Origin of the sequence: Sphingomonas aerolata (assembly GCF_003046295.1) — a bacterium.
Taxonomy (GTDB): Bacteria; Pseudomonadota; Alphaproteobacteria; order Sphingomonadales; family Sphingomonadaceae; genus Sphingomonas; species Sphingomonas aerolata.
Genome location: NZ_PZZN01000001.1, coordinates 985,213 through 1,002,877, shown reverse-complemented (window position 1 = coordinate 1,002,877; position 17,665 = coordinate 985,213). Strand labels below are relative to the sequence as shown.

Sequence of the window (17,665 nt, the reverse complement as noted above, 5' to 3'; positions counted from 1 at the left end):
ATGGATCGCTCCGAAAAGATCGGGTTCGGCGTCGCGCTGGTCGGGCATGTCGTGCTGTTCGCGCTGTTGTCGGTCGGGTTTCTCGACACGCCCGAGCCGCCCAAGATTGTCCAGCAGCCGATCGACATCAGCCTGGTGCCCGACGTGGCGCTCGAGGCGATCGCGCCGCAATCGGCGGAGACGCCCGCCGAATCGGTCGCGCCCGACGAGGGCACGCCCGAGGATGCGGCACCGCCCGCGCCGCAGGAGGCCGAGCCCGAGCCGCAGCCGGATCCGGTGCCGCCTGCGCCGCAGCCGGCGCCCCCCAAGCCTGCGCCCAAACCTGCGCCGCCCAAACCGGCGCCCAAGCCCGAGCCGAAGCCCGAGCCCAAGCCGGTGGCCAAGCCCAGGCCCGCGCCGCCGAAGCCGGTGGCGAAGCCTGCGCCCGTTCCCAAGCCGGTGGCCAAGCCTGCGCCGGCCAAGCCGAGCCCGGCGAAATCCAAGCCTGCGCCCGCGAAACCGGCGGCCAAGCCATCGCCCGCCAAGGCGGCACCGGCGAAGAGCGCGGCCAAGTCGAACGCGGCACCCGCCAAGAGTGCGGCGTCTTCGGCAAAGCCCGCCAAGCCTTCGGCGACCAAGGGCAGCGGATCGACCGCGGACGCGAAGGCGGCGCGGCCGCGCGGGTCACGGCTGGGCGACAACTTCCTGAAGGGCCTGTCGGCGGATCCGTCGCCTAGCAAGTCGGAAGCGCCCAAGGCGGCCAAGCTCGGCGCGCAGGCGGCGGCCAATATCGGCTCGGCGATCCTGCGGCAGGTGCAGCCCTGCGCGAACCGGCAGGTGACGCCGGGGCCGGGCGCGGAGCGGATCCGCGTGACGATCAACCTGAAGCTCAACCGCGACGGGACGCTGAAGTCGCGGCCGACGATCACCGGGCATGCCGGCGTCGACGACGAGAACAGGCGCTATGTCGACCGCGTCGACGATCTCGCGATCGCGACCTTCACGGGCTGTTCGCCGCTGCGCGGTTTGCCCGACGACCTGTATGACGTGCAGAATGGCTGGAGCAATTTCAGCCTGCGTTACAAGCTTCCCGGATGAGGATGTCCGTTATGTTCCGATCGCTATCCCCCCGCCGGCCTGCCATGATCTCCAGCCTCCTCCCCGGCGAAGGCCGGGGCCCAGGTGGAGAGGTCTTCGTGACGGCGCGCACCGTGCTTGCAGCAGCGTCCCCCAACTGGGCCCCGGCCTTCGCCGGGGTGGGGTCTGGGGTGAGGGCGGTGCTCGCTTCGGTGGGCGTGTTGGCGCTCGTTGCCGGCGGTGCGGCCAGTGCGCAGACCGCACCTACGCCGGTTCCGCAGGCCGGGGCGCCCGCCGCAGCGGACGATCAGTCCGGCGGGCTGGTGGTCGACGTGACGGGCGGGATCTCCGCGCCGATGCCGATCGCGGTGCCGGTGATGCCGACGTCCGCGGTCGTGTCGACGCCGGCGGGGTCGACCGACGTGCTCGGCCGGCAGCTGGCCGATATCGTCACCAACGACCTGCGCAATTCGGGGCTGTTCACGCCGCTCGCCCCCGGCCAGCTGCGCGCGATCGGCTTTCCCGAGGTTACCGCACCAGGGTTCGATTACTGGGGCAGCACGGGTGCGCAGGCGCTGGTGCAGGGCTTCATCCGCGCGAATGGCGACGGGAACCTGACGGTCGGCTGCTATCTGTACGACGTGTCGTCGCGCGCCGAGCTGACCCGACAGGGGTTCGTCGTGCCGCCGTCGGACTGGCGGCGTGCCGGGCATAAATGCGCGGACATGGTCTATACGCGACTGACCGGCGAGGGCGCCTATTTCGACAGTCGCGTCGTCTATGTCTCGGAAACCGGACCCAAAAACCGCCGCATCAAACGGCTGGCGATCATGGACCAGGACGGCGCCAACCACCGCTTCCTGACGAACGGCCAGTCGATCGTGCTGACGCCGCGCTTTGCGCCGAACCAGCAGTCGATCGTGTATATGAGCTATGTGAACAACCGGCCGGCGATCTATGTCTATGACATCGGCACCGGGCGGCAGCGGCTGGTGGTGCAGAATGCCAGCCTGACCTTCGCGCCGCGCTTCTCGCCCGATGGCCGCAACATCCTGTTCTCGATGGCGCAGGGCGGCAATACCGACGTGTACCGCGTGTCGAGCCAGGGCGGCGCGCCGCAGCGGCTGACCAATTCGCCGGGGATCGACACGGGCGGGAGCTATTCGCCCGACGGCTCCAGAATCGTGTTCGAGAGCGACCGGTCGGGCGGGCAGCAGATCTATGTCATGAACGCCGACGGATCGAACCAGCAGCGGATCAGCTTTGGCGGCGGGCGCTATGCGACGCCGGTGTGGAGCCCGCGCGGCGACCTGATCGCGTTCACCAAGCTCGGCGGGGGGTTCCGGATCGGGATCATGAGCCCGAGCGGCGGGGGCGAGAAGCTGCTGACCAACGATTGGCAGGACGAGGGGCCGAGCTGGTCGCCGAACGGCCGCGTGATCAACTTCTTCCGCTCGGGACGCGGCGGCGGCGGCAAGGCGGACCTGTGGTCCGTCGACCTGACGGGCGTCAACGAGCGCAAGATTCCGACTCCGCTCGACGGGTCGGATCCAGCCTGGGGCCCGCTGCGGCCCTAGACCGATTATGTAATCTATGTTGGAATATGTTCCGACCACGGGAGAAGATGTGATGGCCAAGTTTACGACAACGCTGCTGTGCGCGACCGCGCTGATCGCCGTCGCGGGCTGCGCCAAGAAGCGGCCCGAGACCCTGCCGCCCGCCCCCGTCGATTCGTCGGCGGGCGTCGATCCGAGCGGCGGGCTGGCCAATGGCGGCGCGAACGGCGCGATCGTGCCCGGGTCGGACGCCGATTTCCGTCGCTCGGTGCAGAGCAACACGGTCAATTTCGCGCTCGACATGTACGATATCGATCCGACCGCGCGCGCGATCCTCGACAGCCAGGCCGAGTGGCTGGCGCGCAACCCCAATGTCCGGATCACGATCGAGGGGCATTGCGACGAGCGCGGCACGCGCGAGTATAACCTGGCGCTGGGCGACCGGCGGGCCAATTCGGCGAAGAACTATCTGGCGGCACGCGGCGTGTCGGCGTCGCGGATGACGACGATCAGCTATGGGTCGGAGCGGCCCGTGGCGCAGGGGTCGGACGATGCGGCCTGGGCGGAGAATCGCCGGGCGGTTACGATCGTGCTGAACTGAGGACTGGGGGCGGGCCCTTCGGGGGCCTTTCCTGCCGTCATCCCCGCGGAGGCGGGGATCCAGACTGGCTGACCGTCGGGCATGGTCGCGAGGGTAGCCGGTCTGGGTTCCCGCCTTCGCGGGAATGACTTTGGGCTGGGGGCGTCTTGAGCCTCGTGCCCTCACCCTCCCATGCGCAAGGGCGCATGGCCCCCTCCCTCTCCCCCGAGGGGAGAGGGGTTTTTTAGGTCAGGGCCTTGTCTAGGAGTTTTGCCAGGCGGAGGCCGCCTTTGCGGACTTCTTCGCGGGAGACGGGGGCGATGCGGGCGATCGTGGCTTCGTCGAGTTTTACGCGCGGGGGGACGGGGGCGCAGGCGTCGCCGCCCAGCGCCGAGGCATAGGTGACGTCGTGCGCGACCTGCCAGCTTTCGCGGCTCCAGTCGGCGACGGTGCCCGCTGCGATGCGCGCGCGTTCGGCGGCGGGGTAGCGGCGGACGAGCGAGGGCGGCGCGGAGATTGCGCGCTCGGCGAGCGTGCCGTCCCAGACCGAGTGGAGATTGAGCCGGGCGGGGGCGTAGATGCCGTAATCGGTCTTCACGTCGTTGCCGCCCTTGTCGTGGCGATCGCCCGCGTGGAGCGGCTGGTGGAGGTCGCCGACGAAGTGGATGAGGAAGGCGAGCGCCTGGACGCGGTCGTGCGACGAGGTCTTGCGGTCGCGGAGCAGGGTCACGTCGCGATCGATCTGCGCGGAAACGCAGTCGCCGTCTTTACAGGCAGGCGTCAGGTCGAATGGCCCACAGACATCGACATTCTGGTAATGCCAGCTGTACGCAAAGCCGAAGCGCGACTTGCCGTCGGCGGTCTTGAGCGGCTTTATGCAATCTGCCCAGACACTTGCCTCTTCGATCGTGCCGGCGGGGCATTCGGGGGTGTCGAGCAGCGCCTGCTGCGCGAGGATGCGGCGGATCGCGACCTGCGTGCGCGGCGCGACATTGGCATAGGCGATCTGCGCGACCGTCTCATGCCCATATTCCCAATAGGCGGTGGCGGGGGCGGCGGTCAGCGCGGTCGCGGCGAGCAGGCCGAGCGCGGTCAGGGGCTTGCGAATCATGCCTGCTCACTAGCGTAGATGGCGACGCTGCGCGCGCCCTTTGCGGACGCGGTGCCGCGGTACATGCCGGGCGTGGTGAACGACCAGGCCATGCTGCCATCGGGGGCGACGACGATCGCGCCGCCGGTGCCGCCCAGCGCGCGGACCTCGGCGAGGACCGCCTCGGTCGCGGTCTGGAGCGGTTCGCCGGTCAGGCGGACGCGCGCGGCGATCTCATGCCCGACGCCGACGCGCAGGAAGAACTCGCCCGAGCCGGTGCACGACACCGCACAGGCGCGGTCGTCGGCGAAGGTGCCAGCACCAATGACGGGCGAATCGCCGATCCGGCCCCAGCGCTTGCCGGTGACGCCGCCGGTCGAGGTGGCGGCGGCGACATGGCCGTTCGTGTCGCAGGCGACCGCGCCGACGGTGCCGTATTTCATGTCGACGTCGAACATGTCGCCGCTCGCCTGGAGCTCGGCGAACTGGCGGCGGCGCTCGTTGGTGGCGAACCAGTCCTGATCCGCCTGTTCGAGGCCGTGTTCGCGCGAAAACGCGTTGGCGCCGGTACTTGCGAGGAAGACGTGGCGGCCGTCGTCGAGGATCGCGCGGGCGAGGCCGACCGGGCTGCGAGTCGCGGTGGCGGCGGCGACGGCGCCTGCGGCGCGCGTGCGGCCGTCCATGATCGCGGCGTCGAGCTCGATCCCGCCGTCATGCGTGAAGACCGCGCCGCGGCCCGAATTGAAGTGCGGATCATCCTCGAGCACGCGGACCGCGGACTCGACCGCGTCGAGCGCGGTGCCGCCGCCCGAAAGCACCGCGGAGCCGGCGTCGAGTGCGCGCGACAGGCCGGCGCGCGCGCCCGAATCCTGATCGGCAGAGAGCATTTCGCGGTCGAGCTTGCCCGCGCCGCCGTGGATGACGAGGGTCCAGTTGGGTTGGGGCATGGGGGCTTTCACAAGGTTGGCGGGGTGGGACGAAGGTGGAGACGCAGCCCGATCAGCGGGCGCAAGGGGGCGACCCTGCGGCCGATCCGGTAGAAGGCGAAACAGCCGATCAGCGTCGAGGCGAGCAGCACCAGGAACTCCGCCCAGCCGGGAAGGCCGGCGGGGAGCAGCGCGTACATGACGAGGACGATGATCGTCTGGTGGATCAGGTAGAAAGGGAACACCGCCTCGGTCAGCATCGGCCGCCAGCGATGGTCGCGGTTGAGATGGCGTTCGGCGAGCCCGATCAGCGCGACGATTCCGCCCCATTGTTCAAGGGCATGCGCGATGCCGTAGGCGGTATAGAGCCAGTGCGGCTTCGCAACCCCGGCGGGCCAGCCGAGCTCTATGCCGAGGATCGTCGCATAGCCGAGCAGCGCGAGCCCGGCGCCGATCTTCCACAGCTGCGCGATCGCGGCGATCGCGGGTTCGGAGCGCGCGAGCCCGAAGCCGAACAGGAAGGCGGGGAAATAGGTGATGTGCGCGATCCAGTCGCCGAGCAGCGCCTGACTCTCGGCCGCCATCTGGAACCACCAGCCATGGACGAAGATGAGCCAGGCGAGCGGCAGGAGCAGCACCAACCAGCCGCCGAAGACGCGGTCGAAGAGCCGCTGCGCGCCGCGGCTGCGGACATTCTGGTGGCTGCGCAGGCTGCGTGGGCCCCGGACTAGCGCGACGCCGAGCGTCAGGACTGTCGTGTAGACAAAGAGATAGACGACGAACCAGAGGTGGTTCCAGGCGGGCAGCCACAGGCCGTCGAGCGGGGCGAAGCGGAAGGCGTCGTGCGTCCAGAAGGTCCAGTAGCTGCCCGCATAGCCATGCCGGGTGACGAGCTCGACCCAGGGTTGCGGGGGGACGATGACGAGGATGCCGAAGGCGAGCGGTACGAGCAGCCGGTAGCAGCGCGTCGCGAAGAAGCGGACCGGGCCGCTCGACCGGCGCAGCAGCGCGCGGCTGGCATAGCCCGAGACGACGAACAGCAACGTCAGCCGCCACGCATTGGTGGCGAGCATCGGCAACCGGACCCAGTCCTCGACATGCAGCGACTTCACATGGAAGTTCCACGGCACGAAGACCATCGCGATATGGTAAAGGATCAGCAGGGCGAAGGCGCCGATCCGCAGCCAGTCCATGCCGTAATGCCGGGTCATCGCAGCGCCCTAGGCGGCGGGTGACGGGGCTGCAAGCACGCGCTGCCCCGTCACGCCGGCGCGGGCCCGCCCGGCCCGGCCCGGTCAGGCGGCCATGCGGGGGACGCCGAGGAAGTCGCGTTTGCCGAGCGGGACGCCCTGCGCGCGCAGGATCGCGTAGGCGATGCTGGCGTGGAAGTAGAAATTGGGCTGCGAGAAGGACAGCAGGAAGTTGGCGCCGGTGAAGGGCATGACATAGCTGCCGAATTCGAACTTCGTCGCGGCGGTGGCGAGCGTATCGAACTCGGCCGGGTCATAGCCCTCGAGCGTCGCGATCGCGCCCTGTACCGCGGCGTGGAGCCCGGCGAAATCGGTCGGCCAGGCGCTGCGATCGGGGGAGAAGACGCCGTCGCGGACGCCCTGCACGCCGCCCGCCGAATGCGCGACGCACGACTTCACCTGATAGCCGAAGGGGAGCATATCGTCGGCGAGCCTTGCGTCGATCAGCGTGGCGGGGTCGATCCCGCGCTCGGCGGCGAAGCCTTCCGCCTTGTCGAGCAGCGCGTCGAGCGCGCGCAGGACCTGGAGGTTGGAGGGGATCGTCGCATCGTAGAGGGACAGGGTCATCGATCGGGCTCCGGGGTGAGGCGGCAACCTATGGCCGTGCGGTGGCATGTGCCAGCGTTGTTTCGCTCGCCGCGTCCAGCCGCTATATACGGCGGTGAACCCACGAGGAATCTTCATGTCCCTTCGTCCCTGGCGCGATATCACCCGCCGTACGAGCCGCCAGATCATGGTTGGCAACGTCCCCGTCGGCGGCGATGCGCCCGTCACCGTGCAGACGATGACCAACACGCCGACCGACGACATCAAGGCGACGGTCGACCAGATCCGCCGCTGCGAAGAGGCGGGCGTCGACATCATCCGCGTCAGCTGTCCCGACGTCGAATCGACCAGCGCGCTGAAGCAGATCGTCCGCGCGAGCCGCGTGCCGATCGTCGCGGATATCCATTTCCACTATAAGCGCGCGCTCGAGGCGGCGGATGCGGGGGCGGCGTGCCTGCGGATCAACCCGGGCAATATCGGCTCGGCGAGCCGCGTGAAGGAGGTCGTCGACGCGGCGAAATCCAATGGCTGCGCGATCCGGATCGGCGTGAACGGCGGGAGCCTCGAGCGGCATCTGCTCGAGAAATATGGCGAGCCGTGCCCCGATGCGCTGGTCGAATCGGCGCTTGATCACATCAAGTTGCTGCAGGACCATGACTTTCACGAGTTCAAGGTCGCAGTGAAGGCCTCCGACCTGTTCCTCGCGGTCGCGGCCTATCAGCAGCTGGCCGAACAGGTCGACTGCCCGCTGCACCTCGGCATCACCGAGGCGGGCGGGTTCGTCGGCGGCACGGTCAAGTCGGCGATCGGGATGGGCAGCCTGCTCTGGTACGGGATCGGCGACACGATCCGCGTGTCGCTCTCGGCCGAGCCCGAGGAGGAAGTGCGCGTCGGGTTCGAGATTTTGAAGGCGCTCGGCATCCGCAACCGCGGCGTGCGCGTCGTGTCGTGCCCGTCCTGCGCGCGGCAGGGGTTCGACGTGATCCGTACCGTCCAGGCGCTCGAGGAGCGGTTGCAGCATATCCGCACGCCGATGTCGCTCAGCGTGCTCGGCTGCGTCGTGAACGGGCCGGGCGAGGCGCGCGAGACCGATATCGGGATCACCGGCGGCGGCAACGGCAAGCACATGGTGTATCTGTCGGGGGTCACCGACCATCATGTCCAGGACGCGGACATGGTGAACCACATCGTCAAGCTGGTCGAGGCCAAGGCGGCGGAGATCGAGGCGGCGGATGCGGCGGTCGCGGCGCTGGTGCCGGAGATGGCGGCGGAATAAGCGGGGTCTTATTGGGCGGTTGGCGGAGCCGGGCGTCGCCCTCACCTTCCGTCATCCTGACGCAAGTCAGGATCCAGGGCGGCGGGGGTGGTGCTGCTTGGCTCTGGATCCTGACTTTCGTCAGGATGACGGGGTGGGCTGACGGACGTTTCGGGTTTTGGCAGTGCTTCGACTTCGCTCAGCACGAGCGGGAGGGGCGTGGCGGTGCTTGGCTCTGGGCCCCCGCTTTTGCGGGCGAACTGCCGCCCCCGACGATGATGGCGCCGGTGGGGGATGCCGGTTAAGCGGGGGGATGGGTATCGTAATCTTCTCGGCGGCGGGGCGGGCGGCGTGAGGGGGCGCAGCGTTTCGCCTGCGCTGGCCTTTGCTGTCGCCGCGCTCGGGATCGGGTTGTTCTCGGTGATGGACGCGGTGATGAAGTCGCTGGTGCTGGGGATCGGGGTGTATAACGCGCTGCTCTGGCGGCAGATGGCGAGTGTCGGGCTGGGGGCGGTCGCCTGGAAGCTCGGGCGGAGCGGGCGGCCGAGCGGGCGGGCGCTGAAACTCCATTTGGCCAGGGGGTTGGTGACCGCGGCGATGGCGCTGCTGTTCTTCTGGGGGCTGGCGCGCGTGCCGATGGCGCAGGCGATTTCGCTGACCTACATCTCGCCGATCCTCGCGCTGCTGCTCGCCGCCGTCACGCTCGGCGAGCGGGTCGGGCGCCGGGTCGTGGTCGCGTCGATCCTGGCGCTGGGCGGGGTCGGGATCGTGATGATCGGGCATGGCCGCGAGGGTGCGGCGGGGGCGGCGAGCCTGACGGGGGTCGCGGCGGTGCTCGGATCGGCGCTGCTCTATGCGGTCAATCTGGTGATCGCGCGGGTGCAGGCGCAGGCGGCGCGGCCGGGCGAGATCGCGTTCTTCCAGGCGCTGGTGGTGACCGCGACGCTCGCGCTCGCGGCGCCGTGGCTGGCGGTGGTGCCCGATGCGGCGACATGGCCGCGGCTGTTGCTGGCGGCGGGGCTGGCGACCGCGTCGCTGTGGCTGCTCGGCTGGGCCTATGCGCACGGCGACACGGGATTTCTCGCGACGACCGAATATAGCTCGTTCGTCTATGCCGCGGGACTCGGCTATCTGGTGTTCGGGGAGCGGGTGTCGGCGTTTACCGCGTGCGGCGCGGGTGTCATCGTCGTCGCATGCCTGTATGCGGCGCGGCGGCGCGATATCGCGCAGACGTCGATGGAGGCCGCCGCATGACCCAGATCCGTTCCGCCACCCGCGCCGATACCGGCACGATCCTGCGCTTCGTGCGCGAACTCGCGGCGTTCGAGCGCGAGCCCGATGCGGTCGAGGCGACCGAGGCGACGCTGGGCGAGGCGCTGTTCGGGGATGCCCCCGCGGCGGAGGCGGTGATCGCGGACGGGCCGCAGGGACCGGTCGGTTTCGCGGTGTTCTTCCACAATTTTTCGACCTGGACGGGGAAGCGCGGGGTCTATCTGGAGGATCTGTACGTGACCCCCGAGGCGCGCGGGCAGGGGGTCGGCGGTGCGCTGCTGGCGCATCTGGCGGGGATCGCGATCGACCGCGGGTGCGCGCGGTTCGAATGGTCGGTGCTCGACTGGAATGCGGATGCGATCGCGGTCTATCGCAAGCTGGGTGCGGTGGGGATGGAGGACTGGACGATCCAGCGGTTGACGGGGGATGCGCTGGTGCGACTGGCGGGGCGGTAGGCCTGTCGTCAGCCTGAGCCACGCAGTCCGGCGCTAAGTCACTCTGGATCCTGACTTTCGTCAGGATGACGAAAGAAGAAGGGGCGTCAGTTGCGGGCGACTGTGGTGCGCCAGATGACGGGCCAGGTGATCGCGCCGCGGCATTCGCCCATCATGCGCATTTCGGCGAGGCGGAAGCGGGTGCCGTCCCAGACATAGTCCTGGCCGACGCCGCAATCGCCGACGCCGCGGCCCTTGGCGTAGGAGCTGAGCAGCCCGGTCTTCGGGTCGTAGCCCGCGTTGACGAGGGCGGGTTTCGCGCCGGGTTCGCCGAATTGCGGGGGCAGGTCGAACGGCGCTTCGCTGGCCTTGCCGTCGCGGATGATCAGCGCGCGGGTGATGACATTATACGCGCCGGATCCGCAGGATAGCAGGACGAGATCGGTCGTCGCGTCGAGTGCATAAGTCTCGTTGGTGACGGGGCCGAACTGGTCCGCGGCGCAGCCGGTGCGCTGGCGCATCTGTGCGACGAGCGGGGCTGCGGGGGCCTGCGCGCGGCGGTCGGTGAGCGGGGCGGCGAGGATCGTCGGAAGTGCGGGCGGGGTGGTCGCGGGCGTCGTGTCGCCGGTCGCGACGAGCGCGGTGGCGGTGTCCGCGCGGCCCTGCTGCGCGTCGGCATAGCGCAGCGCGGCGGCGGCGCCGGTGATGACGACGGGGATCGTCCGGCCGTCGAGTCGCGCGGTCATCGCGGTGCCGGTGGCGAGGCGGCGGGCGAGCGTCATCGCGACCGGGCCGGTGACGGTGAAGCGCCGGTCGTCGCCGGGATTGCCGCTGGCGAGCGGGGTGCCGTCGATCGCGACGACGACGCGGCGGAGCGCGCTGCCCGGCGTGCCGATCGTCACCGATACGGGCGCGTCGGCGGCGGGGCCGCGCTCGACCACGATCGAGAGTTCGGCGATGCTCGAATCGTCGGGCGCCATCGAGACCGCGGTGCAATAGGCACCGTTGTCGCAGGCAATTCCCCAGGCGCCGAAGGTCTTTACGCTGGTCGGGCGGGGGCGTGCCTTTGAGTCGACGGCGGGCTCCGCGGGGGCCTGCGGGGCGGCGCCGCGCACGATCGGGCGCGGTTTGGGGCGGGCGGGGGTTTCGAGCGGGACGGTGGCGTCGTTGGGCGCGCCGGTGTTGCCGCTGGGGCTGCAGGCCGTCGCGGCCACCAGAACCGAAACGGGCAGAAGCGAAACGAGAACTGGATAGCGCATGCGACCTCCTGACCGGTCTGGCGGCGACGGTCCCGCTTCGATAGGGGCGAGGCCATAGTCGAACAACCGTCAATGGTAAGGGCGGCAATCAAGATGGAGAGTGCGATGCAGACGATCGGCGTAATCGGCGCGGGACAGATGGGCGCGGGGATCGCGCAGGTCGCCGCGCAGGCGGGCTACCGCGTGCTGCTGGCGGATATGGGCCTGCCCCAGGCCGAGGCGGGCAAGGCGGGGATCGGCAAGGCGATGGCGCGGCTGGTCGAGAAGGAGAAGATCACCGCCGACTTCCGCGAGACGACGTTGGCGAACATCGAACCGGTCGCGAGCGTCGCCGAGATGGGCGACTGTTTCATCGTCGTCGAGGCCGCGACCGAGCGCGAGGCGATCAAGCGGACGATCTTTGCCGAGGTCGGCAAGGTGTTGAAAGCGGACGCGATCCTGGCGTCGAACACCTCGTCGATCCCGATCACGCGGCTGGCGCAGGCGGCGCCCGATCCGGCACGGTTCATGGGGGTGCATTTCTTCAATCCCGTCCCCGTCATGCGGCCGATCGAGCTGATCCGCGGGCTCGCCACGTCGGACGAAACGGTCGCCGCGGTCGAGGCGTTCGCCGAAAAGCTCGGCAAGCAGGTCGTGCATGCGAACGACGCGCCGGGGTTCATCGTCAACCGCGTGCTGATGCCGATGATCAACGAGGCGTGCTTTGCGCTGGGCGAAGGCGTGGCGGGGGTGCGCGACATCGATCTGGCGTGCCAGCTGGGGCTCAATCACCCGATGGGGCCTTTGACTTTGGCCGATTTCATCGGGCTCGACACCTGCCTGGAGATCACCCGCGTGCTGTTCGAAGGGACCGGCGATCCGAAGTTCCGGCCCGCGCCGCTGCTGGTCAAATATGTCGAGGCGGGGTGGTTCGGCCGCAAGACCAAGCGCGGCTTCTACGACTATTCGGGGGCGGAGCCGGTGCCGACGCGGTAACCAGATCGGTTATTCACCCTTGACATCGTCACGCTGTTCTGGCACATAACGGGAACGATGACGAATTGCGAGTCGGGCCGGACGCGGTCGGGGTGATCCCCCGGCGGCGGACCGGCCCGATCCATTTGGGGGATGGCGCATGGCGGCGGGTGGGGGCGGGAAAGCGGGGCGGTTGCAGGTGCGCAAGGCCGCCAGGGGCGGCTGGACGCCGGCCAAGCGCGCGGCGTTTCTCGAGCATCTGGCGGCGACGTGCAACATCGCGGCGTCGGCGCGCGCGGTCGGGATGGCGCCGCGCGGGGCGCATGCGCTGAAGGCGCGCGACGCGGCGTTCGCGGCCGACTGGGCGGGGGCGATCGAGGCGGCGTACGAGACGCTCGAGGCGCGGTTGCTGGCCTATGCTCTGGGGGACGCCGAGGGGGAATCTGAGGTGGAGTCTGAGGCTGAAGCTGACGGGGATGCGGAGGCGGAGTCGCGCGGTGCGCATTTCGATCCGCGGGTCGCGGTGCAGGCGCTGGGGTTTCGCAAGCGTGGGGGCGCTGCCGGCGGAACGGGGGCGGGGACGCTGTGCAAGCGCGTGTCGCTGGCCGAGCTGGAGGCGGTGCTGGTCGCGCGGCTCGATGCGCTCGACGCGCAGGCGGCGTCCGTCACGGGGGATGCGTGATGGCGGCCACCGAAGGCGCGACGTTCGATCCTGCGGTGCTCGCGCGGTTGCGGGGGCTGCCGCGGGGGCAGCTGGTGACGCTGTTGCGCGGGTTGTCCGAGGCGGAACTGCGGACGCTGCACGAGAGCTGGGCGATCTGGGCGTTGCCGGGGCAGCGCGAACCCGCGGGCGACTGGCAGGTCTGGCTGATCCGCGCGGGCCGCGGCTTCGGCAAGACGCGCGCGGGCGCCGAATGGGTGAGCGCGCTGGCGCGGGCGATGCCCGGCGCGCGGATCGCGATGGTCGGCGGCACGATGGACGACGTCCGCAAGGTGATGGTCGAGGGCGAGAGCGGGCTGATCGCGGTGGCGCAGGCGGGCGAGACCTATCGCTGGCGGCGCGACGCGGGCGAGTTCGTGTTCGACAGCGGCGCGCGCGCGTTCGTCTATTCGGCCGAAGCCCCTGAGAAACTGCGCGGGCCCGAGCATCATGCGGCGTGGTGCGACGAGCTGGCCAAGTGGCGCTATGGCGATGCGACCTGGGACAATCTGATGATGGGGCTGCGGATCGGCGACCGGCCGCGGGTGCTGGTGACGACGACGCCGCGGCCGGTGCCGCTGATGCGGCGGCTGCTCGCGCTGCCGGGGCTGTTTGAATCGCGCGGGGGGACGGGGGAGAATCCGTTTTTGCCGGCGTCGTTCGTCGCGGCGATGACCCAGACCTATGCGGGGACGCGGCTGGGGCGGCAGGAGCTGGACGGCGAGCTGATCGACGATGTCGAGGGCGCGCTGTGGACGCGCGACCTGCTCGAGCGGCAGCGCGGCGCGGCGGTGCCGGCGCTGGTGCGCGTGGTCGTGGGGGTCGATCCGCCGGCGGGGACGGGGGGCGATGCGTGCGGGATCGTCTGCGTCGCGATGGGCGATGACGGGCTCGCCTATGTGCTCGAGGATGCGAGCGTCGCGGGCCTGTCGCCCGAGGGCTGGGCGCGCGCGGTGGCGGACTGTGCGGCGCGGCACGGCGCGGACCGGGTGGTCGCGGAGTGCAACCAGGGCGGGGAGATGGTGCGCAGCGTGCTGATGGCGGCGGACTGCGCGCTGCCGGTGCGGCTGGTCCATGCGAGCCGCGGGAAGGTCGCGCGGGCGGAGCCGGTGGCGACCTTGTACGAGGGCGGGCGGGTCTTTCATGTCGGGGCATTTCCGGCGCTGGAGGACGAGCTCTGCGGGCTGGTGAGCGGGGGGTATGTCGGGCCGGGGCGCTCGCCGGATCGGGCGGACGCGCTGGTGTGGGCGCTGACGGAGTTGTGCTTGCGGCGGCGGGTTAAGGTGGGGGTGCGGGTGGTTTGAGGGGGGGTGTGGGCTCCGCACCCGCCCGTTCGGTTTTCCTTTTTCCCTTTCCCTTTCGTGGTTCCCCCGTCCGTTCGTGCTGAGCGTAGTCGAAGCACTTTTGTCGGGCCGGCCCTTCGACTTCGCTCAGGGCGAACGGAGGGGTTGGGGGTGGGGTTCGAGCCTCACTTGCCCTCACCCTCCCACGCTTCGCGCGGGCCCCTCCCTCTCCCCCGGGGGGAGAGGGGTTTTTAGGTCCCTCTCCGCTTGGGGGAGAGGGGTTTTTGTTACGGTTTTCGGGAGGGTTTTATGGGGTTGTTCGGGTGGAAGTCCGGGCGGGAGGGCGCGCGGCCGGCTTTGTCGGGGGCGGGGAGTCTTGGCTGGGCGGGGGCCGGCGGTGTCGCGGGGGCGCGGGGGTATGAGGCGCAGGTGCGCGAGGCGTATCTGGGGAATGCGGTGGCGCAGCGGGCGGTGAAGCTGGTCGTCGAAGGCGTCGGGTCGGCGCCGCTCGACGGGTCGGATCCCGCGCTGGTCGCGCTCGTCACCGCGCGGTCGGGGGGGCAGACGCTGATCGAGACGGTGGCGGCGCAGCTGCTGCTCCACGGCAATGCCTATGTCCAGGTGCTGCGCGATGCCGACGGGGGCGCGGCCGAGCTGTACGCGCTGCGGCCCGAGCGGGTGAGCGTCGAGGCGGATGCGGGCGGGTGGCCGGCGGCGTATCGCTATGCGGTCGGCGCGCGGGTGACGCGGCTGTCGGCGGATCCGGTACGACCGCAGGTGATCCACCTGAAGGCGTTTCATCCGGTCGACGATCATTACGGGCTGGGGTGCCTGGGCGCCGCCGCCGCCGCGGTCGGGATCCACAATGCGGCGGCGCGGTGGAACACGGCGCTGCTCGACAATGCGGCGCGGCCCTCGGGGGCCTTGGTCTATGATCCGGGGGACGGGTCGGCCTTGTCGGCGGACCAGTTCGCGCGGCTGAAGCGCGAGCTCGAGGCGTCGTTTGCGGGGAGCGGGAATGCGGGGCGGCCGATGCTGCTCGAGGGTGGGCTGAAATGGCAGGCGCTGAGCCTGACGCCCGCCGACATGGACTTTGCCGGCACGCGGTCGGCGGCGGCGCGGGAGATCGCGCTGGCGTTCGGGGTGCCGCCGATGCTGCTCGGGCTGCCGGGGGACAATAGCTACGCCAATTACCGCGAGGCGAACCGGGCGCTGTGGCGGCTGGCGATCCTGCCGCTGGCGACGAGCGTGCTGACGGGGATCGCGCAAGGACTGTCGGGCTGGTTCGAGGGGGCGGCGTTGCGCGTCGATCTCGACCGGGTGCCGGCGCTGGTCGAGGACCGCGAGCGGCTGTGGGGGATGGTCAGCGCGGCGACGTTCCTGAGCGATGCGGAGAAGCGCGCGATGCTCGATGTGAAGGAGGGGGCGTGATGGGCACGACGATGGACGGGCAGGTCCTGGCGCAGCTGATAGCGCAGGGGGCGGAGCGGGGCGCGGACCTGGTCACGCTGCGCGCGATCGCGGAGGAGGCGGGCGAGCTGGGCGCGACGCGCGCGCTGGCGCGGCTGGGGCTGAGCGACGAGCGCGCGCGGGGTGACGTGGCGGAGCTGCGCGAGCTGCTGGCGGCGTGGCGCGATGCGAAACGGTCGGTGTGGAAGGCGGTGGCGGGGTGGATCGCGCGGCTGTTCGTGGCGCTGATGCTGGCGGGGCTGGCGGTGAAGCTGGGGTTCGCGGCGTGGCTGAAGTGATCCCTCGATACGCCGTCTCGACAGGCTCGACAGCTACTCGGGACGAACGGGGCGGGGTGGCGTTTGCGGGCTATGCGGCGGTGTTCGACGTGGTCGATCGCGCAGGGGACGTGATGCGGCGGGGGGCGTTTGCCGGGGCCGGGGTGGTGCCGCTTCTGTGGCAGCATCGCGGGGGGCCGGTCGGGGTGCTCGCGTCGGTTGCGGAGGATGCGCGGGGGTTGCGCGTCGAGGGGGTGGTCGAGGATCCGGTGCTTGCGGGGCTGGTGCGGTCTGGGGCGGTGGCCGGGTTGTCGGTCGGGTATCGGGCGGTGCGGGTCGTGCAGGGGGCTCGGCGGGTGCTCGAGGCGGTGGAGCTGGTCGAGGTGAGTCTGGTGGGGGTGCCTATGCAGGGACTGGCTCGGGTGGAGGTGGTGGGGTGAGGTTTGGAGCCTCACGTGCCCTCACCCTCCCACGCTTCGCGCGGGCCCCTCCCTCTCCCCCAAGGGGAGAGGGGTTTTAGGGTCCCTCTCCCCTTGGGGGAGAGGGAAGGAGGAGCCGTCAGGCGACGGGAGGGTGAGGGGTGGTTGGGACGGGGGTGTTGGCCTCGCATGCTCCGCACCCACACACGGTGTTTCGGGCGTCCTTCGGGGCGCCTTTTTTTGTTTCTTGGCAGGGAGATGGACATGACGGTGATGGATCGGCCGATGCTGGAGGGGGCGGCGCCTTCGGGGGCGTTTGCGGGGTTCGTGCGGAGTGGCGCGACGATCGAGATGAAGGCGTTTACCGGGGTCTCGGGCGATGCGGGCGGCTATGCGGTGCCGCGCGAGGTGGATGCGCAGATCGATGCGGTGCTGAAAGGGATCTCGCCGATCCGGGGGATCGCCAATGTCGTGAAGGTGGGTTCGGCGGGGTATCGCAAGCTCGTCACGACGGGCGGCACGCCGTCCGGCTGGGCGGCGGAGAATGCGGCGCGGCCCGAGACGGCGACGCCGGTGTTCGTCGAGATCGTGCCGCCGACCGGCGAGCTCTATGCCAATCCGGCGGCGAGCCAGGCGATGCTCGACGATGCGGCGTTCGATGTCGAGGCGTGGCTGGCGGGCGAGATCGCGATGGAATTCGCCAAGGCCGAGGGCGCGGCGTTCGTCGGCGGATCGGGCAGCGGGCGGCCCAAGGGGTTCCTGACGCAGCCGACTGCGGCGACCGCGGACGGGGTGCGGGCGTTCGGCACGCTGCAATATCTGGCCTCCGGCACCGCGGGGGATTTCTCGGCGAGCCCGCAGGAGCGGCTGATCGACCTCGTCCAGGCGCTGCGCGCGCCGTATCGGCAGGGGGCGAGCTTTGTCATGAATGCGGCGACGCTGGCGCGGATCAGGAAGTTCAAGACGAGCGACGGGGCGTTCGTGTGGGCGCCGAGCCTGGCGGCGGGGCAGCCGGCGACGTTGCTCGGCTATCCGGTGATCGAGGCGGAGGACATGCCGGATATCGCGGCGAATGCGCTGGGAATCGCGTTCGGGAATTTCAGGGCGGGGTATCTGATCGCCGAGCGCGCGGAGACGGTGATCCTGCGGGATCCCTACTCGAACAAGCCGTTCGTCAATTTCTACGCGACCAAGCGGGTCGGTGGGTGCGTGACGAATTCGGAGGCGATCAAGCTGATGAGATTTTCGGTGAGCTGAGTGGGGTGTGAGGGGGTGGGGTTTTCGAGCCTTGCTTGCCCTCACCCTCCCACGCGCAAGGGCGCGTGGGCCCCTCCCTCTCCCCCGGGGGGAGAGGGGTT

The 17,665-nt window shown here is 70.1% G+C and carries 18 protein-coding genes; 13 read left to right on the top strand and 5 right to left on the bottom strand.

Going from position 1 to position 17,665, the window contains the following annotated elements; translation table 11 throughout:
* The 3 genes from C8J24_RS04580 to pal all read left to right on the top strand — a co-directional run bounded on the left by C8J24_RS04580 (position 1) and on the right by pal (position 3,213).
* Positions 1-1,077 carry a cell envelope biogenesis protein TolA gene (locus C8J24_RS04580; protein WP_107930633.1) on the top strand — a complete coding sequence of 359 codons (1,077 nt, stop codon included), beginning with the start codon at positions 1-3 and terminating at the stop codon, positions 1,075-1,077.
* 170 nt (positions 1,078-1,247) lie between these two features.
* The gene (gene tolB, locus C8J24_RS04575; RefSeq protein ID WP_107930631.1) at positions 1,248-2,633 is read left to right on the top strand and encodes a Tol-Pal system beta propeller repeat protein TolB; all 1,386 of its coding nucleotides are present in this window, start codon (positions 1,248-1,250) and stop codon (positions 2,631-2,633) included.
* Positions 2,634-2,685: 52 nt separating this feature from the next.
* A complete protein-coding gene (pal, locus tag C8J24_RS04570; RefSeq protein ID WP_107930629.1) occupies positions 2,686-3,213 on the top strand; it encodes a peptidoglycan-associated lipoprotein Pal in 528 nt (175 codons plus the stop codon).
* Between the two features lie 223 nt (positions 3,214-3,436).
* Here pal and C8J24_RS04565 read toward each other — a convergent pair whose 3' ends face one another.
* The 4 genes from C8J24_RS04565 to C8J24_RS04550 all read right to left on the bottom strand — a co-directional run bounded on the left by C8J24_RS04565 (position 3,437) and on the right by C8J24_RS04550 (position 7,025).
* Positions 3,437-4,303, bottom strand: a complete 867-nt coding sequence (locus tag C8J24_RS04565) for a S1/P1 nuclease (RefSeq protein ID WP_107930627.1) — start codon at positions 4,301-4,303, stop codon at positions 3,437-3,439.
* On the bottom strand, positions 4,300-5,229 hold the full coding sequence (locus C8J24_RS04560) for an isoaspartyl peptidase/L-asparaginase family protein (RefSeq protein ID WP_107930625.1): 930 nt from the start codon (positions 5,227-5,229) through the stop codon (positions 4,300-4,302). The genes C8J24_RS04565 and C8J24_RS04560 overlap by 4 nt, the downstream gene beginning before the upstream one ends.
* An 8-nt stretch (positions 5,230-5,237) precedes the next feature.
* Positions 5,238-6,419 (bottom strand): acyltransferase family protein, encoded by a 1,182-nt coding sequence (locus C8J24_RS04555; protein WP_107930623.1) that lies wholly within the window; start codon positions 6,417-6,419, stop codon positions 5,238-5,240.
* Between the two features lie 84 nt (positions 6,420-6,503).
* Positions 6,504-7,025, bottom strand: coding sequence for a DUF1993 domain-containing protein (locus tag C8J24_RS04550; protein WP_107930621.1), 522 nt, complete (start codon positions 7,023-7,025; stop codon positions 6,504-6,506).
* A 115-nt stretch (positions 7,026-7,140) separates the two neighbouring features.
* Here C8J24_RS04550 and ispG point away from each other — a divergent pair, with 115 nt between their 5' ends.
* The 3 genes from ispG to C8J24_RS04530 all read left to right on the top strand — a co-directional run bounded on the left by ispG (position 7,141) and on the right by C8J24_RS04530 (position 9,986).
* The gene (ispG, locus tag C8J24_RS04545; protein ID WP_031440350.1) at positions 7,141-8,280 is read left to right on the top strand and encodes a flavodoxin-dependent (E)-4-hydroxy-3-methylbut-2-enyl-diphosphate synthase; all 1,140 of its coding nucleotides are present in this window, start codon (positions 7,141-7,143) and stop codon (positions 8,278-8,280) included.
* 330 nt (positions 8,281-8,610) lie between these two features.
* A complete protein-coding gene (locus C8J24_RS04535; RefSeq protein WP_244180412.1) occupies positions 8,611-9,513 on the top strand; it encodes a DMT family transporter in 903 nt (300 codons plus the stop codon).
* Positions 9,510-9,986: a GNAT family N-acetyltransferase gene (locus tag C8J24_RS04530; protein ID WP_107930615.1), complete on the top strand. Its 477-nt coding sequence runs from the start codon at positions 9,510-9,512 to the stop codon at positions 9,984-9,986. Before C8J24_RS04535 ends, C8J24_RS04530 begins: the two co-directional genes overlap by 4 nt.
* Positions 9,987-10,072: 86 nt before the next feature.
* On the opposite strand, the gene C8J24_RS04525 is transcribed toward C8J24_RS04530, so the two are convergent.
* Entirely contained in the window at positions 10,073-11,224 is a 1,152-nt protein-coding gene (locus C8J24_RS04525) for a DUF1176 domain-containing protein (protein ID WP_107930613.1), read from the bottom strand.
* A 105-nt stretch (positions 11,225-11,329) separates the two neighbouring features.
* Between C8J24_RS04525 and C8J24_RS04520 the strand changes: the two genes are divergently transcribed.
* From C8J24_RS04520 to C8J24_RS04490, 7 genes are all read left to right on the top strand, one after another.
* Positions 11,330-12,199: a 3-hydroxyacyl-CoA dehydrogenase NAD-binding domain-containing protein gene (locus C8J24_RS04520; RefSeq protein ID WP_107931451.1), complete on the top strand. Its 870-nt coding sequence runs from the start codon at positions 11,330-11,332 to the stop codon at positions 12,197-12,199.
* A 139-nt stretch (positions 12,200-12,338) separates the two neighbouring features.
* Positions 12,339-12,860: a hypothetical protein gene (locus C8J24_RS04515; protein ID WP_107930611.1), complete on the top strand. Its 522-nt coding sequence runs from the start codon at positions 12,339-12,341 to the stop codon at positions 12,858-12,860.
* A complete protein-coding gene (locus tag C8J24_RS04510) occupies positions 12,860-14,182 on the top strand; it encodes a DNA-packaging protein (RefSeq protein ID WP_107930609.1) in 1,323 nt (440 codons plus the stop codon). The genes C8J24_RS04515 and C8J24_RS04510 overlap by 1 nt, the downstream gene beginning before the upstream one ends.
* A gap of 288 nt (positions 14,183-14,470) precedes the next feature.
* Positions 14,471-15,592, top strand: a complete 1,122-nt coding sequence (locus C8J24_RS04505; RefSeq protein ID WP_107930607.1) for a phage portal protein — start codon at positions 14,471-14,473, stop codon at positions 15,590-15,592.
* Complete coding sequence (locus tag C8J24_RS04500) at positions 15,592-15,909, top strand: DUF6127 family protein (RefSeq protein WP_244180525.1); 318 nt, start codon at positions 15,592-15,594, stop codon at positions 15,907-15,909. Before C8J24_RS04505 ends, C8J24_RS04500 begins: the two co-directional genes overlap by 1 nt.
* The gene (locus tag C8J24_RS04495) at positions 15,906-16,328 is read left to right on the top strand and encodes an HK97 family phage prohead protease (RefSeq protein WP_244180408.1); all 423 of its coding nucleotides are present in this window, start codon (positions 15,906-15,908) and stop codon (positions 16,326-16,328) included. Before C8J24_RS04500 ends, C8J24_RS04495 begins: the two co-directional genes overlap by 4 nt.
* A 243-nt stretch (positions 16,329-16,571) precedes the next feature.
* Positions 16,572-17,564, top strand: a complete 993-nt coding sequence (locus C8J24_RS04490; protein ID WP_107931448.1) for a phage major capsid protein — start codon at positions 16,572-16,574, stop codon at positions 17,562-17,564.
* Positions 17,565-17,665: the final 101 nt, after the last annotated feature.